Origin of the sequence: Oricola nitratireducens, assembly GCF_014904745.1 — a bacterium.
GTDB lineage: Bacteria > Pseudomonadota > Alphaproteobacteria > Rhizobiales > Rhizobiaceae > Oricola > Oricola nitratireducens.
On sequence record NZ_JACZCS010000008.1, the window covers coordinates 36,697 to 50,388 of the forward strand.

Consider the following 13,692-nt stretch of genomic DNA (forward strand, 5'->3'; position numbering starts at 1 on the left):
GCAATCCTGACCGCCAAGATCAGAACCCGGCCGGCCGAAATGGCACCCGATTTCGTGCAGCGCCTGAGAAAGGAAGTTTCATCCATGGATCACAAACCCTGTCACCGGTTCGCAGGGCTGATCATATCCGCAGCGGTCCTGCTCAGCCCGCTCATGACCTCGTCCGCGCAGGCGGACGCCGCATTCCAGCGCTGGATCGGCGATTTTCGCCGCACGGCTGTCGCCAACGGGGTCAAGGCTTCGATCTATGACAACGCGTTCGCCGGCATCACGGCGCCCGATCCCGAAGTCCTGCAAAAGGCGCGTTTCCAGCCGGAATTCCAGGACGAGGCGTGGCAATATATTGACGGGCGCGTGCATGAGCGCTCGGTCGCGACCGGGCGCGAGATGGGGCGCAAGTACAAGCGTCTGCTCGACGCCATCGAACGCAAGACCGGGGTGGATCGCAACATCATCCTGGCAATCTGGTCGATGGAATCCGACTATGGCGAGTTCCTGAAACGGGAGGACCGGCTGCACTACGTGCCGCAGGCGCTGGCGACGCTCGCCTATGCCGACCGCAAGCGCGCGAAATATGCGCGCGGACAGTTGATCGCGGCGCTCAAGATCCTGCAGCGCGGCGACGTGTCGCGCAACGGGCTCGTCGGTTCCTGGGCCGGCGCCATGGGGCACACGCAATTCATACCGACGAGCTATCTCGCCTTTGCCGTCGACGGTGACGGCGACGGCCGCCGCGACATCTGGAACTCGGTCCCGGATGCCTTGTGGACCGCCGCCAATCTGCTGAAGCGCAACGGCTGGCAGGCCGGCGAGACATGGGGCTACGAGGTCACCCTTCCGCCGGGCCGAAAATTCCCGGGCGGATCGATGTCGCTGGCGAAATGGCAGGGCATCGGGGTGACGCGCGCCAACGGCAAACCGTTCCCGCGGCCGGGCCAGTCGGCCGTGCTCAAGGTGCTGCAGGGTCGCGACGGGCCGGCGTTCCTGATGGTGAAGAACTTTTTCGTCATCAAGCGTTACAACAACGCCGACAAATATGCGCTGGCGGTCGGACTTCTCGCCGACCAGATCGCCGGATTTCCGCCGCCGCAAAAGGACTGGACACGGCCGTTCACGAAGCTCAACATTTCCGAAAGCGAGGAATTGCAGCAGCGTCTCAAGCGTGCCGGTTTCTATGACGGCGAGGTTGACGGCAAGATCGGCCCGGCATCGCGCACGGCGATCCTCTCGTTCCAGGCCCGCTACGGCCTGCAACAGGATGGTTATGCGTCGATGGAACTGTTAAAGGTGCTGCGGCGCAACTGACGAGGCGCGCGACAGCCGGAAGGCGAGCTGCGGCGCCGGGGATTACGGGTTTTGGCGTATCTGTTTCGCATCTTTCGATTGTTCGTGACGCTGGCGCTCGCCACCGTCTTCGTGCAGGGCGTCGCCGATCTCGCGCGGCTGCCCGGCCTTGCAACGGCGGCGGCGCATGCGCAGGAACAGCAGCGCCAGCGCACCTTGCTCGATCTTCTGTTCCGCGGCGGCGGGTCCCGGCCGCAGATCCAGGAAGTGCCTCCCCAAAGTCGGGCGAAACGGCCGAGTGTCTCCTCTCCGCGCAAAAGCCGGAGCAGTTCCAGCAGCCGCGTCGAACCGGCGAGCGCACCGCCGCAAGATACCGTCGAGAAACTCGAAACCGCCCGCGTCATCCTCGTGGTGGGCGATTTCATCGCCGGCGGGCTTGCGCAGGGGCTGGAAGAGGCCTTCGCCGACGTGCCGACGATCAAGGTCGTGTCGCGCGCAAACGGTTCATCGGGTTTCGTCCGCGATGATTTCTACGACTGGCCGGCGTCCATCGGGCCGATCCTCGAGGAGGAGAAGCCGGCGCTGGTCATCATGATGATCGGCTCGAACGACCGGCAGGCGATGCGCGTCGACGGACACTCGGAGAAGGTGCGCACGGAAGCGTGGGACAAGGAATATGTCGCCCGCGTCAACCGTTTCGCGGCGGCGGTCAGGGCAAGCGGCGTCCCGTTCATCTGGGTCGGCGGGCCGCCGTTCCGCTTCAAGTCCATGTCGGCGGACATTCTCGCCTTCAACGAATTCTACCGCACGGCGGTCGAGGCGGTCGGCGGCTCCTTCGTCGATATCTGGGACGGGTTCGTCGACCAGGACGGCGCATTCGTGCAGACCGGTTCGGACATCAACGGGCAGACCGTGCGGCTGCGCAATTCCGACGGGATCAACTTCACCAAGGAGGGCAAGCGCAAGCTCGCCTTCTATGTCGAGCGGCAAATTCGGCAGATGTTCGGGGATGCGACCGCTCCGTTGCTCACGGTGCTGGCGCCGGAGAGCTATTCGACGATGCGGCTGCCGCCGCTTCAGGGCGAGAGCGAATTCGTGCGTTTCGATCCGATTCCGCTTTCCGACCCGGACCTGGACGGCGGGACGGCGCTGCTTGGCGACATCAACGCGCCGGTGGCGCGGCCGTCCAACAATCCCCTGCAGGCGAAGACCTTGCGCCAGCAGCTGGTCCAGGACGGTGTGCCGCCGCCGCCGAAGCCCGGCCGGGCAAACGATTTCGACTGGCCGGGTTGAACGGCGCGGCGCTCAGCCGTGTTTCGGCGCCACCTCGGCGAAGCGCGCCTTCTTTTCCTCGCTGGCCTCGGTCTGGTATTTTGCGCGCCATTCCTCGTAAGGCATGCCGTAGATGATCTCGCGCGATTCCTCCTTGCTGATCGCCAGGCCGTCGGCTTCGGCGGCCTCGCGGTACCAGTTCGACAGACAGTTGCGGCAAAAGCCGGCGAGGTTCATCAGGTCGATGTTCTGGACGTCGGTGCGTTCGCGCAGATGCGAAACGAGGCGACGGAAAGCGGCAGCTTCCAACTCGGTCTGCTTGTCCGGCGAAATATCTGTCATCGGGAATTCTCCATGTCTCGGCGGTCCTTTCCATATCGGCGCCGCCGCCGGGCGTTCAAGCCTTCGCACGCCGAGGCACGCAAAACGGTGGTGTGTTGCACCTTTGCATTGACATAAAGTGTTGCCATGCGACAAACGTCCAAGGGAATAGCGATTTGTTCTGCGTCACATCAATGTCATCCGGAATGCCGATAAACCGCCTCGATAAATCGATTTGCATGCGGTTATTCGCGATGCTTTTCATCCTGGCCGGTTCGGCGCTTGTCGCCGTGCCGCGGGCGCATGCCGATTTTCGCGTGTGCAATGCAACACAGGATCTCGTCGGCGTCGCCATCGGCTACCGGGCGCGCGCCGGCTGGATCACGGAAGGGTGGTGGGCCATCGAAGGCTCGACCTGCAAGACCCTGATCGAAGGGCCGCTGGAGTCGCGCTATTATTATCTGTACGCCGAGGACGGCGTACGCGGGGGGCGCTGGGACGGGCCGATCAGCATGTGCATCGCAGAACTGCAGTTCAAGATCACCGGCGTGAACGACTGTTACGCGCGCGGCTTCCAGAAGGCGGGTTTCCGCGAATACGACACGGGAAACCAGACGAACTGGATGGTCCAGCTGGTCGATGAACCGGATCCGGCGGCGGGGACCATTCCCCAGACTCCGCTGATCACGCAGCAAGGAGATGGTCAGTGAAGCGCGGCCGAAAAGTCAAGATTCTGGCCACGCTCGGCCCTTCCTCGTCGACGGAGGAGATGATCGCCAAGCTGCACAACGCAGGCGCCGACGCCTTCCGCATCAATATGAGCCATGCCAGCCACGAGCTGATGCGCGAACTCGTCAAGCGCATCCGCACGGTTGAAAAGCAGGTCGGCCGGCCGATCGGCATTCTCACCGACCTGCAGGGGCCGAAGCTGCGGGTGGGCGCCTTTGCCGGGGAATCGGTCGAACTCGAGCCGGGACAGACCTTCACGCTCGACAACCGCGACGAACCGGGGGACAAGACGCGCGTCTATCTGCCGCATCCGGAAATCCTGGAAGCCGTGCAGCCGGGCCACCGCCTGCTGATCGACGACGGCAGGCTGCAGCTCGTCGCCGAAAAATGCGACGGCACCTCGATCGTCTGCAAGGTCGTCTCGGGCACGAAGATCTCCACCAAGAAGGGCGTCAGCCTGCCGGATACGACGCTTGGCGTCGGTGCGCTGACCGAGAAGGACCGGTCCGATCTCGATGCCGTCCTGAAAGAGGAAATCGACTGGGTGGCGCTGTCCTTCATCCAGCGGCCGGAGGATCTCGCCGAAGTGCGCAAGATCGCCCGCGGGCGCGTCGGGTTGCTGTCGAAGATCGAGAAACCGCAGGCCGTCGAGCGTCTCGACGAGATCATCGAATTGTCGGACGCGATCATGGTGGCGCGCGGCGACCTCGGCGTCGAAATGCCGCTGGAAGCTGTTCCGGGCATCCAGAAGCAGATCACGCGCGCGGCGCGCAAGGCCGGCAAGCCGGTGGTCGTGGCGACGCAGATGCTGGAATCGATGATCACCGCGCCGGTGCCGACCCGCGCCGAGGTTTCCGATGTCGCGACCGCCGTCTTCGAGGGCGCCGACGCCGTCATGCTGTCGGCGGAATCGGCCGCCGGCGACTATCCCGTCGAGGCGGTCGAGACGATGTCGCGGATCGCGGAGAAAGTCGAAAAGGACCCTCTCTTCCCGGGGATCCTGAACGCGCAGCGCCCGGATGCGGAGGCGACCGGATCGGACGCGATCTCGGCGGCGGCGCGGCAGATCGCCCACACGCTGAAACTGTCGGCGGTCGTCTGTTACACGGCTTCGGGCACGACGGGGCTGCGCGCCTCGCGCGAGCGTCCGGACACGCCGGTCATCGCGCTGTCGCCGGTGATCGAGACGGCGCGCCGGCTGGCTCTGGTGTGGGGACTGCATTGCGTGGTGACGGAAGACGCCGTCGATCTCGACGACATGGTCGACCGTGCCTGCCGGATTGCGTTTCGCGAGGACTTCGCCAAGCCGGGCGACCGGATCATCATCACCGCCGGCGTCCCGCTGCGCACGCCCGGCGCGACCAACATGCTGCGTATCGCCTATATCGGTTCGGACGGTCTGTCGGGTATCTGACCGGGCGGAGAGATGTCTCCGAGCGACCGTTCGACCGGACCGTAGTGGTCGGAGGCGATCTTCGCCTCGAGCTTGCGTGCCTCGGCCTGGAGATCGCGCGGCTTGCCGGCCAGTTTCTCGATCGCCGCGACCGCGAGGCCGGTTGCGACATAATCCGGCTTGTGGCCGAGATTGCGGACCCAGACCAGTTCGGCGTTTTCGAGATCGCGCTTCAGCCCGAGCGAGTGAACGCGCGGCAGCACGATCGTGTCCTTGTCGCCGGTGATGATCACGGCGGGTGACTTGATCTGCGGATAGAGCGGCGCCGTGCGGGTGACATAGTCGAACAGGCGGGTGACATCGACGGCGTTGGCGCGAAAGTGAAACGGCCGCAGGACCAGCGCCACGCCGGTTCGCTTGATGTAATTGTCGACGGGCCTGTTCGGCGCGAAGACGCCAGCCGTTCCCTGCTCGATCTGGGTCAGGCCGAAGGGCAGCACGAAGGTCTCGGTGAACAGCCGCCCGATCACCGGCACGACCGTCAGGTTGTAATACCAGCTGATGCCGCCCGGCCAAGGATGGCTGACGGCGGAGAGGAACACGGTTCCCGCGGTTTTTTCGGGATGGTTGAGCGCGAACGAGACCGCGATCGCGCCGCCGAAGGAGTGACCGACGATGATGGCTTTCGCGATGCCGAGTTCGTCCATCAGCGCCGCGATTGTCGCCGCCTGACCGTCGGGCAAATCGTTTGTCCCGGGGCCGCGCGACGACCAGCCGTGTCCGGGCCGGTCGACGAAGAGCAGGTCGGCGCGCCCGGCGAGAGAATCGCGGAAGGCGATAATCTGGTCGGCGAGATTGCCGCTTGCGCCATGCAGAAAGACGACCGGCGGCAGATCGGCTCCGTCGTCCGCCTTTTCCAGGACGTAGTGCATCCGCGTGCCGTTCGCGGTCGCGAATTCACCGGTTGGCGGGTGGTTGCGCTCAATGTTGCGGACGCCGATGCGGGTCGCCGCGGCCAGCACGAGGGCAATCGCGGCAATGGACAGCAGCGCCACAGAGACGAGATTCATGTGCAGGCGGCTTTCGTGTCGGGGTGCCGGATCAGACAGGATCAGCGGCGAGTTCGTCAGACAGGCGGATAACCGCCTGTTGTGCCGATTCCATGGCAGGATAGACGTCGAGCGCGCGCTCCCAGGCCTTGAGCGCGGCTTCCTTCTTGCCGGTCCGCTCCAGGATCGTCGCCATGCCGGCGAGCGCGCCGAAATGGCGGGGTTCCAGTTCCAGTGCCTTCTCGATATCGGTCATCGCCTTGGCGAAATTGTCCATCGCGTAGTGAACCGTCGCGCGGCGGTTCCAGCCTTCGGCGAAATCCGGGGCGCGGGTTACGACCTGATCGAGGAAGTCGAGCGCGACGTTGTATTTCTTTTCCTCGAAGGCGGTGTTTGCCCAGCCCAGCATTAGATCGACCGTGGCGCTGCCCGAGCGGAACCACTCCGACCAGATGCTGTCGGCCAGCGTCCGGGCGTAGCGCGGATCGCGCGCCTTCTTCAGTTTGTCGAACAGATCGTCGAGCCGGGTCTTTTCCGGCGCGGCCGCCAGCGGCACGTCGTCATAGACAGGCGGCGGCGCAACGAGGTTTTCCTCGGGGACGGGGAGCGGCTCCCCGGTGCCGGGCTCGTCAAATTCCTGCGCATGGCCGGCAGGCGCGCCAATGGCGAGAATCGCGGAGAGGGTCAGAAAGCGCAAAAACGTTCGCATGCGGACAAGGTATTGACCGCAACGCAAACGTCAAATGCAAAATCGTGTGATACGCCTGCGGCGCGCTCGCGCCGCGACAACAATCAGCCCTGACGCGCCTTGAAGCGGGGGTTCTGCTTGTTGATGATGTAAACGCGACCCTTGCGGCGAACGAGCCGGTTGTTGCGGTTACGGGTCTTCAGCGCCTTGAGCGAGTTCTTGATCTTCATTTTATCGCCTATGGTGGCCCGTCCGGGCTCAAATAAAAACGCGCCTTCAGGCGCGCAAATCCAGTGGGGCGGTGGATAACCGTAAATTCGCCCCGATGTCAACCGATCCGGGGGCGAATGCGCGTGAAATGGCCCATTTTGCGGCCCGGGCGGCTTTCGGACTTGCCGTAGTCGTGGACGAGCACGTCCGCCTCGCCGGCCAGCACGGTAATGCGGGCGATGTCGTCTCCGATCAGGTTTTCCATTACGCAATCGCTGTGACGGGCACCGTCGCCGAGTGACCAGCCCGCAATCGCACGGACATGCTGCTCGAACTGCGAAACCGTGCAGGCCGCTTCCGTCCAGTGGCCGGAATTGTGGACGCGCGGGGCGAATTCGTTGGCGCGCAGGCTGCCGTCGTCCATGACGAAAAATTCCAGGCCGAGTGTCCCGACATAGGAAAGCGCACCGGCGAGCTTCGCTGCCGCGTCCTTCGCGGCGCTGCCGACGGATGCGGTCATTCCGCATGGAACGGTCGAGGTGGCGAGAATGCCGTTCTCGTGCACGTTGCGGGGCGGATCGAAACAGACGACGGTTCCATCCACGGCCCGCGTGGCGATCACCGAGATCTCAGCCACGAAGGGCGCGAATTCCTCCAGAATGGCTGGCACGTTGCCGAGCTCGTTCAGCGCCTCTTCCGGCGAGGGGTCGGTGGCGTCGCCGCGAAAGCGGACCTGACCCTTGCCGTCATAGCCGAAGCGCCTCGTCTTCAGGATACCGCGTCCGCCGAACTCGGCGAGTGCATCGGCGAGGCTCGCGGCGTCCGCGATATCGCGAAACGCCACGGTGCGGATGCCGTTGTCGTTGAGAAAGCGCTTTTCGACGAGCCGGTCCTGGGCGATTTCGAGCGCCAGCGCGCCGGGGCGGAGAAGGCCGGCTTCCTGCAGCGGGCGCACCGCATCGGACGCGATGTTTTCGAATTCGTAGGTGACGACATCGCAGCGCGCCGCCAGATCGGCAAGCGCAGCGGCATCGTCGTAGGCGGCAACGATCTGTTCGTTGCAGAGCTGGGCCGCCGGGCAGTCCCGCTGCGGTTCGAGGACGCAGGTGCGAAACCCGAGGCGGGCAGCGGCCATGGCGAGCATGCGGCCGAGCTGGCCGCCGCCGATAATGCCGATCGTCGCGCCGCGATCGAGGCTCATTGCGCGTCGTCCGACGGCCGGTCGGCGACAGCCGCCGTGCGAGCCGCGCGCCATTCGTCCAGACGTTTTGCGAGCACCTCGTCGCCAAGCGCGAGGATGGCGGCCGCCATCAGTCCGGCATTGGTCGCGCCGGCATTGCCGATGGCAAGTGTGCCGACCGGGATGCCGGCCGGCATCTGGACGATGGAGAGGAGCGAATCCTCGCCGGACAGCGCCTTCGACTGGACCGGAACGCCGAGAACGGGCAGCGGGGTGAGCGCCGCGGTCATGCCCGGCAGATGTGCCGCGCCGCCGGCGCCGGCGATGATGACCTGGAAGCCCTCCGCCTTCGCTGACTTCGCGAATTCATACATGCGGTCGGGGGTGCGGTGCGCGGAGACGATTCGCGCCTCGTGCGAAACGCCGAGCTCGTCGAGGATCCCGGCGGCGTGGCGCATGGTCGGCCAATCGGACTGGCTGCCCATGATGATGGCGACTTTTGCAGGCATGGCGGTGTTCCGGTGTCGGTATCTGTGGCGGGGCGTTCAGGCGATGATGTCGGGGATGATCTGGTCTTCCAGCTTCTGCAGCGTGTCCTTGATCGCCAGTTTCTTTTTCTTCATGCGCTGGATCTGCATCACGTTGCAGCCGACGGTGATCATGGCGTCGATGGCTGTATCGTAGTCGGCGTGCTCCTGCTTGAGCCGCGCATAGGCAAGCCGCAAATCGGCCTGGTCCTGGTCAGACATGCCCTGTCCTTTTTGTTTTCGTTCGGCCTTTTCAAGGGGCGGTTCGCGAAGGTCGCAATTGCTATCCTCTTTGCAACAATTCTCTACCTATTTCCACACCTGCGTATTCGACAGAAAGCGCATTTCGTGCGACCATATCAAGTCCGGCCGGGATTGGCCGAACAAACTGGAAGGAGGCATACTCATGTCGGTGGAAGCTCACCTTGAATCCCTTTTGCGCAAACATGGTGTTCTGGAAACGGAAATCTCCCAAATCATGTCGCGACCTGTGCCCGATCAAGCCGAGCTGACGCAATTGAAGCGTGAGAAGTTACGCCTGAAAGAGGAAATCGAACGCCTCCGCTCCGAGACGCGGCACTGAAGCGTTCAAAAGGACCGGCGCATCAGCCGCCGGTCCAGAACTGATCCAGCCAGAGGGTAAGCGGCATGAATGCCGCTTCGTTGAGAGAATATATCCGTCGCGTCCCCTCGGTCTTAACCGAGACAAGATTTGCGTCGAGAAGTATCTTCATGTGCTGGGATACGGCAGGCCGCGAGACCGGGAGATTCTCGGCAAGATCGCCGACCGTTCGAGAGCTCCGGCGCAATTCCTCGAGGATGAAGCGCCGATGCGGGTCCGCGATCGCAAAAAATGAGTCTCCGATGCTCATTTACTATGCGTAAAATCGCGCTTACGCGCCGTCAAGCGGCAAAACTGATTATTCCGTCGTATACAAGCTTCAATCCAACCAGAAATACCATCGTATACATGAATGGATAAAATATCGTCCTGTTCATGCGCCTGACCACCCATGCGCCGGCAATCGTGGCGATCGGCGCGATCGGCATGAGCACCAGTGATGTCGACAGATTCGCGGCGTCAAACTGGCCGAGCGCGAAATAGGGCACCAGCTTGATCGCGTTCACGACCGCGAAGAAAATCACCGACGTGCCGACATAGAGTTTCGGGTCCTGGCCGAGTGGCAGGGTGTAGACCTGATAAGGCGGGCCGCCGGCATGGGAAACGAAGCTTGTGAAGCCGGCAAGCGTGCCCCAGAAGCTGCCCTTTGCCACATTGTGCGGTTTCGGTTCTTCCGGCGCGGTGCGCAGACGCTGCCGGACATAGTCGGCGGCGAACAGCAGCGCGATGACGCCGACGAGCAGGCGGACCTGCGGCACGGTCACCCAGGCGGCGGTGAACCAGCCGATCCCGATTCCCAAAATGCCGGCGGGCAGCATGATCTTCAGCGTGCGCAGGTCGTAATTGCCGCGCCATGTCCAAAGGCTGACTATGTCCATGACGATCAGGATCGGCAGCATGATCGCGGCCGCTTTGACGGGCGAGGTAACAAGGGCCATCATCGGCACGCCGATCAAGGCCATGGCGCCGCCAAGCCCGCCCTTCGACAGGCCGACGAAAATGACCGCGGGAATGGCGGCCAGATAAAACAGGGGATCGGAAATGAAAATCATGCGGGATCCGGGTTTCGGAAGGCGTTCTCGCTCATGCACAGCGAAAGTCAACGAGGGAATGCAGGCATCGGGCGGGCGGGGTTGTCGTAAAACCGTCGTTTTTACAGTTGAAGCGCGGACGCCGTAACCATAGTAAGCCGGTCATGACACATTCCATAACAAATCGTTGCAGGCTCGTCCTGATTGCCCCGGACGGATCGTCCGGGCCCGAATTCGCCGCCCGGCTCGAGGCGGCGCTGACCGGCGGCGATGTCGCATCGGTGATCCTTCCCGCCTACGGAATGGACGCGTCGTCTTACCAAAGGCATCTGGAGGCGTGCATTCCGGTCGTCCAGGCACACGGCGCCGCGGCGATCGCGGTCAACGACACGCAGGCATTCGGCCGGTCCGGCGCCGACGGACTACACGTCGATACCGGCGTCGAGGCCCTCGCCGAGGCAGTGGAGAAATCGCGCGGCCAGCAAATCGTGGGAACCGGCGGGGCCGAGACGCGCCACCGGGCACTGGATCTCGGCGAAGTGCGGCCGGACTACATGTTTTTCGGCCGGTTCGGCCAGGACACGCATCCGGGACCTCATCGCAAGAACCTGGCACTGGCCGAATGGTGGGCCAGCATGATCGAGATTCCCTGCATCGTGATGGGCGGTGCGTCGCTTGCCACACTCGGGGAGGCGGCCGCGACCGACGCGGAGTTCGTCGCGCTTTCGCGCGCGGTCTTCGGTGAAGGCATCGATCCCGCCGCGGCGGTCACGCAGGCAAACGAAATCCTCGAAGATTACGCGTTTTCGGGAAAAGGATGACGGCCGGCCGGACATACCGCGCCGGGACGGTTGTGTCGGCGGCGCTCGCGGCGATGCTGGTATGCGCTCCCGCGACGGGTATTGCCGCGCAAATGCCGGCGGATGCGGGCACCGCTGCCGGCGAAGCGTCGAATACGACCGGCGCACGCCCCGCGACGGACAACGGGCCCGTTCCGGATGAAACCAGCGTCGCGCCATCGCGGTTCGGGGAACGGCCGCCGGACGAGGCCTTCGGCGCCTATCAGCGCGGGCTCTACCTGACGGCGCGCAATCTCGCGCTGCCGCGCGCCGAAAAGGGCGACGCGGCGGCGCAGACCCTTCTTGCCGAGATCTATGCCCGCGGTCTCGGCGTGCCGCGCGACCGGAGCAAGGCCGCGGACTGGTACATGAAGGCGGCGAAACAGGGCGTGCCGGAAGCGCAGCTGCAATATGCGCTGATCCTTTTGCAGGGCAAACCGGACGAGGCGCAAAAGGAACAGGCGCGCAGCCTGATGAAGGCGGCCGCCGATGCCGGCAACGGCAATGCCGAGTTCAATTACGCGCAACTGCTGATCGACGAGCGGCCGGGCAGCCAGAACATCAAGGAAGCCTATCCCTATTTCCTGAGCGCGGCGCAAAAGGGCATCGCCGACGCGCAATATGCCGTCAGCCAGTATCTCGCCAACGGGACCGGTGGCATCACCCAGGACTATGCCGAAGCGCGCAAGTGGCTGACGAAGGCGGCGCGCCAGAACTACGACACGGCGCAGTTCGAACTCGGCAACTGGTACCTGCATGGCGTCGGCGGGAAACGTGACCTCGAAAAGGCGTTCGCCTGGACGCTGCGCGCCGCCAGGGCCGGCAATGTCGCGGCACAGGCAGGTGTCGCCAAGCTCTACTGGGGCGCGCTCGGCACGGACCCCAACGAGGCGGAAGCGGCGGCCTGGTATATCGTCGCGCGGCGCGCGGGCCTGCGCGACCGGGCGCTGGACGATTTCTGGGAAGGGCTGACCCAGGAGGAACAGCGGGCCGCCCTCGACCGGGCCAACCAGCTGCGCTGAAACGGCCGGGATCGCGCGTTCCCGCGCGTGCCGCTTGAAAGATCGACGCAATTGTGGTCTTGAACCGCCCAATCTCAGGCCCGTCTGGTTTCGGGCCCAAAATCGGTGAACTCAGATGAAAATCAACGGTAACGAAATCAGGCCGGGCAATGTGGTCGAGCACAATGGCGGTCTTTGGGTCGCGGTGAAGTGCAATGCGGTGAAGCCGGGCAAGGGCGGCGCCTTCAATCAGGTGGAACTGAAGAACCTGATCGACGGCACGAAGCTGAACGAACGCTTCCGCGCCAGTGAAACCGTCGAGCGCGTCCGCCTCGAACAAAAGGACTTCCAGTTCCTCTACGAGCAGGACAATGCTCTGGTGTTCATGGATACGGAAACCTACGAGCAGCTGGAACTGCAAAAGGAATTCGTCGGCGACCGCGCCGCGTTCCTGCAGGACGGCATGATGGTGACCGTGGAAATGCACGAGGAACGGCCGATCGGCATCAAGCTGCCCGACCAGGTCGTGCTCGAAATCGCGGAAGCCGATCCGGTGGTCAAGGGCCAGACGGCGGCGTCGTCCTACAAGCCGGCCGTGCTCGAAAACGGCGTGCGCATCCTGGTGCCGCCCTTCATCGCGTCCGGCGAAAAGGTCCTCGTCGATACCAACGAAATCGCCTATCTGCGCCGCGCCGACTGACCGGCGGCGTTACCCGGAAAAGCAGAGGAAAGACAATCAATGGCGCGCTCCGCACTCATGAACGTGATGGTCCAGGCCGTTATGAAGGCCGGCCGTGGCCTGTCGCGCGATTTCGGCGAGGTGCAGAACCTGCAGGTCTCGGTCAAGGGGCCGGGCGACTTCGTCAGCCAGGCGGACATGCGCGCCGAGCAGACGCTGCGGGCGGAACTGGAACGCGCCCGCCCGGATTACGGCTTCCTGATGGAAGAAAGCGGCGAGGTGGCCGGCAAGGACGCCCAGCACCGCTGGATCATCGACCCGCTCGACGGAACGACGAATTTCCTGCACGGCTTTCCGCATTTCGCGGTCTCGCTGGCGCTGGAACGGCAGGGCCAGCTTGTCGCCGGCGTCATCTTCAATCCGGCGACGGACGAGCTCTACACCGCCGAAAAGGGTGGCGGCGCGTTTCTCAATGACCGCCGCTTGCGCGTGGCCGCGCGCAAGAGCCTGTCGGACAGCATTGTCGGCTGCGGCATCCCGCATCTCGGCCGTGGCGACCATGGCCGTTTCCTTGTGCAGTTGCGCAATGTGATGTCCGATTCCGTCGGCATCAGGCGTACCGGCGCGGCGGCGCTCGACCTTGCCTATGTCGCCGCCGGACGCCTCGATGGTTTCTGGGAGGAAGCGCTTTCGCCCTGGGACATGGCCGCCGGGATCGTTCTTATCCGCGAGGCGGGCGGCTTCGTTACGGATTTGGCCGGCGGCACCGACATGTTCGGGCGCGGCGACATAGTCGCCGGCAACGAGGCGATCCAGAAGGCGCTGATTTCGACGATCAGCAAGCCGCTGGCAAAAAGCTGAGCACGC

Annotated in this window: 18 protein-coding genes; 9 read left to right on the plus strand and 9 right to left on the minus strand. The window is 64.1% G+C overall.

Annotated features, from left to right (window positions below):
• The first annotated feature begins 84 nt into the window (after positions 1-84).
• The gene (locus IG169_RS04350) at positions 85-1,305 is read left to right on the plus strand and encodes a lytic murein transglycosylase (RefSeq protein ID WP_193174942.1); all 1,221 of its coding nucleotides are present in this window, start codon (positions 85-87) and stop codon (positions 1,303-1,305) included.
• 51 nt (positions 1,306-1,356) lie between these two features.
• Entirely contained in the window at positions 1,357-2,577 is a 1,221-nt protein-coding gene (locus IG169_RS04355; RefSeq protein ID WP_193174943.1) for an SGNH/GDSL hydrolase family protein, read from the plus strand.
• Positions 2,578-2,589: 12 nt separating this feature from the next.
• On the opposite strand, the gene IG169_RS04360 is transcribed toward IG169_RS04355, so the two are convergent.
• Positions 2,590-2,898 (minus strand): DUF1244 domain-containing protein, encoded by a 309-nt coding sequence (locus tag IG169_RS04360; protein ID WP_193174944.1) that lies wholly within the window; start codon positions 2,896-2,898, stop codon positions 2,590-2,592.
• 233 nt (positions 2,899-3,131) lie between these two features.
• On the opposite strand from IG169_RS04360, the gene IG169_RS04365 reads away from it, so the two are divergent.
• Both IG169_RS04365 and pyk read left to right on the plus strand, forming a co-directional pair.
• Entirely contained in the window at positions 3,132-3,587 is a 456-nt protein-coding gene (locus IG169_RS04365) for a DUF1036 domain-containing protein (RefSeq protein WP_246717125.1), read from the plus strand.
• Positions 3,584-5,020 (plus strand): pyruvate kinase, encoded by a 1,437-nt coding sequence (gene pyk, locus IG169_RS04370; protein WP_193174946.1) that lies wholly within the window; start codon positions 3,584-3,586, stop codon positions 5,018-5,020. The genes IG169_RS04365 and pyk overlap by 4 nt, the downstream gene beginning before the upstream one ends.
• Here the strand turns inward: pyk and IG169_RS04375 are convergent.
• The 6 genes from IG169_RS04375 to IG169_RS04400 all read right to left on the minus strand — a co-directional run bounded on the left by IG169_RS04375 (position 4,987) and on the right by IG169_RS04400 (position 8,875).
• A complete protein-coding gene (locus IG169_RS04375) occupies positions 4,987-6,069 on the minus strand; it encodes an alpha/beta fold hydrolase (protein ID WP_193174947.1) in 1,083 nt (360 codons plus the stop codon). The two genes, pyk and IG169_RS04375, sit on opposite strands and share 34 nt — an antisense overlap.
• Before the next feature lie 31 nt (positions 6,070-6,100).
• A complete protein-coding gene (locus tag IG169_RS04380; protein WP_246717126.1) occupies positions 6,101-6,745 on the minus strand; it encodes a tetratricopeptide repeat protein in 645 nt (214 codons plus the stop codon).
• A gap of 95 nt (positions 6,746-6,840) precedes the next feature.
• Complete coding sequence (gene ykgO / locus IG169_RS04385; RefSeq protein ID WP_193174949.1) at positions 6,841-6,966, minus strand: type B 50S ribosomal protein L36; 126 nt, start codon at positions 6,964-6,966, stop codon at positions 6,841-6,843.
• A gap of 98 nt (positions 6,967-7,064) precedes the next feature.
• The gene (locus tag IG169_RS04390; protein ID WP_193174950.1) at positions 7,065-8,147 is read right to left on the minus strand and encodes a 5-(carboxyamino)imidazole ribonucleotide synthase; all 1,083 of its coding nucleotides are present in this window, start codon (positions 8,145-8,147) and stop codon (positions 7,065-7,067) included.
• The gene (gene purE, locus IG169_RS04395; RefSeq protein WP_193174951.1) at positions 8,144-8,635 is read right to left on the minus strand and encodes a 5-(carboxyamino)imidazole ribonucleotide mutase; all 492 of its coding nucleotides are present in this window, start codon (positions 8,633-8,635) and stop codon (positions 8,144-8,146) included. The genes IG169_RS04390 and purE overlap by 4 nt, the downstream gene beginning before the upstream one ends.
• A 36-nt stretch (positions 8,636-8,671) precedes the next feature.
• On the minus strand, positions 8,672-8,875 hold the full coding sequence (locus IG169_RS04400; protein ID WP_193174952.1) for a YdcH family protein: 204 nt from the start codon (positions 8,873-8,875) through the stop codon (positions 8,672-8,674).
• 184 nt (positions 8,876-9,059) lie between these two features.
• On the opposite strand from IG169_RS04400, the gene IG169_RS04405 reads away from it, so the two are divergent.
• On the plus strand, positions 9,060-9,236 hold the full coding sequence (locus IG169_RS04405) for a YdcH family protein (protein ID WP_193174953.1): 177 nt from the start codon (positions 9,060-9,062) through the stop codon (positions 9,234-9,236).
• 22 nt (positions 9,237-9,258) lie between these two features.
• On the opposite strand, the gene IG169_RS04410 is transcribed toward IG169_RS04405, so the two are convergent.
• Both IG169_RS04410 and IG169_RS04415 read right to left on the minus strand, forming a co-directional pair.
• Positions 9,259-9,525, minus strand: a complete 267-nt coding sequence (locus IG169_RS04410; RefSeq protein WP_193174954.1) for an ArsR/SmtB family transcription factor — start codon at positions 9,523-9,525, stop codon at positions 9,259-9,261.
• Between the two features lie 31 nt (positions 9,526-9,556).
• Positions 9,557-10,327, minus strand: coding sequence for a sulfite exporter TauE/SafE family protein (locus IG169_RS04415; protein ID WP_193174955.1), 771 nt, complete (start codon positions 10,325-10,327; stop codon positions 9,557-9,559).
• Positions 10,328-10,470: 143 nt separating this feature from the next.
• On the opposite strand from IG169_RS04415, the gene IG169_RS04420 reads away from it, so the two are divergent.
• The 4 genes from IG169_RS04420 to IG169_RS04435 all read left to right on the plus strand — a co-directional run bounded on the left by IG169_RS04420 (position 10,471) and on the right by IG169_RS04435 (position 13,686).
• Positions 10,471-11,127, plus strand: coding sequence for a thiamine phosphate synthase (locus tag IG169_RS04420; protein WP_193174956.1), 657 nt, complete (start codon positions 10,471-10,473; stop codon positions 11,125-11,127).
• On the plus strand, positions 11,124-12,167 hold the full coding sequence (locus IG169_RS04425; RefSeq protein ID WP_210325856.1) for a tetratricopeptide repeat protein: 1,044 nt from the start codon (positions 11,124-11,126) through the stop codon (positions 12,165-12,167). The genes IG169_RS04420 and IG169_RS04425 overlap by 4 nt, the downstream gene beginning before the upstream one ends.
• A 115-nt stretch (positions 12,168-12,282) precedes the next feature.
• Positions 12,283-12,846, plus strand: coding sequence for an elongation factor P (gene efp, locus IG169_RS04430; protein ID WP_193174957.1), 564 nt, complete (start codon positions 12,283-12,285; stop codon positions 12,844-12,846).
• A 39-nt stretch (positions 12,847-12,885) separates the two neighbouring features.
• On the plus strand, positions 12,886-13,686 hold the full coding sequence (locus tag IG169_RS04435) for an inositol monophosphatase family protein (RefSeq protein WP_193174958.1): 801 nt from the start codon (positions 12,886-12,888) through the stop codon (positions 13,684-13,686).
• The last annotated feature ends 6 nt before the right edge of the window (positions 13,687-13,692 follow it).

What these genes read in the sequence shown, in the direction of transcription:
- IG169_RS04350 (WP_193174942.1), top strand. Translation starts at nt 85, where the DNA reads ATGGATCACAAACCCTGTCACCGGTTCGCAGGGCTGATCATATCCGCA.
- IG169_RS04360 (WP_193174944.1), bottom strand. Translation starts at nt 2,898, where the DNA reads ATGACAGATATTTCGCCGGACAAGCAGACCGAGTTGGAAGCTGCCGCT.
- IG169_RS04365 (WP_246717125.1), top strand. Translation starts at nt 3,132, where the DNA reads ATGCTTTTCATCCTGGCCGGTTCGGCGCTTGTCGCCGTGCCGCGGGCG.
- IG169_RS04375 (WP_193174947.1), bottom strand. Translation starts at nt 6,069, where the DNA reads ATGAATCTCGTCTCTGTGGCGCTGCTGTCCATTGCCGCGATTGCCCTC.
- ykgO (WP_193174949.1), bottom strand. Translation starts at nt 6,966, where the DNA reads ATGAAGATCAAGAACTCGCTCAAGGCGCTGAAGACCCGTAACCGCAAC.
- IG169_RS04390 (WP_193174950.1), bottom strand. Translation starts at nt 8,147, where the DNA reads ATGAGCCTCGATCGCGGCGCGACGATCGGCATTATCGGCGGCGGCCAG.
- purE (WP_193174951.1), bottom strand. Translation starts at nt 8,635, where the DNA reads ATGCCTGCAAAAGTCGCCATCATCATGGGCAGCCAGTCCGATTGGCCG.
- IG169_RS04400 (WP_193174952.1), bottom strand. Translation starts at nt 8,875, where the DNA reads ATGTCTGACCAGGACCAGGCCGATTTGCGGCTTGCCTATGCGCGGCTC.
- IG169_RS04405 (WP_193174953.1), top strand. Translation starts at nt 9,060, where the DNA reads ATGTCGGTGGAAGCTCACCTTGAATCCCTTTTGCGCAAACATGGTGTT.
- IG169_RS04410 (WP_193174954.1), bottom strand. Translation starts at nt 9,525, where the DNA reads ATGAGCATCGGAGACTCATTTTTTGCGATCGCGGACCCGCATCGGCGC.
- IG169_RS04415 (WP_193174955.1), bottom strand. Translation starts at nt 10,327, where the DNA reads ATGATTTTCATTTCCGATCCCCTGTTTTATCTGGCCGCCATTCCCGCG.
- IG169_RS04420 (WP_193174956.1), top strand. Translation starts at nt 10,471, where the DNA reads ATGACACATTCCATAACAAATCGTTGCAGGCTCGTCCTGATTGCCCCG.
- IG169_RS04425 (WP_210325856.1), top strand. Translation starts at nt 11,124, where the DNA reads ATGACGGCCGGCCGGACATACCGCGCCGGGACGGTTGTGTCGGCGGCG.
- efp (WP_193174957.1), top strand. Translation starts at nt 12,283, where the DNA reads ATGAAAATCAACGGTAACGAAATCAGGCCGGGCAATGTGGTCGAGCAC.
- IG169_RS04435 (WP_193174958.1), top strand. Translation starts at nt 12,886, where the DNA reads ATGGCGCGCTCCGCACTCATGAACGTGATGGTCCAGGCCGTTATGAAG.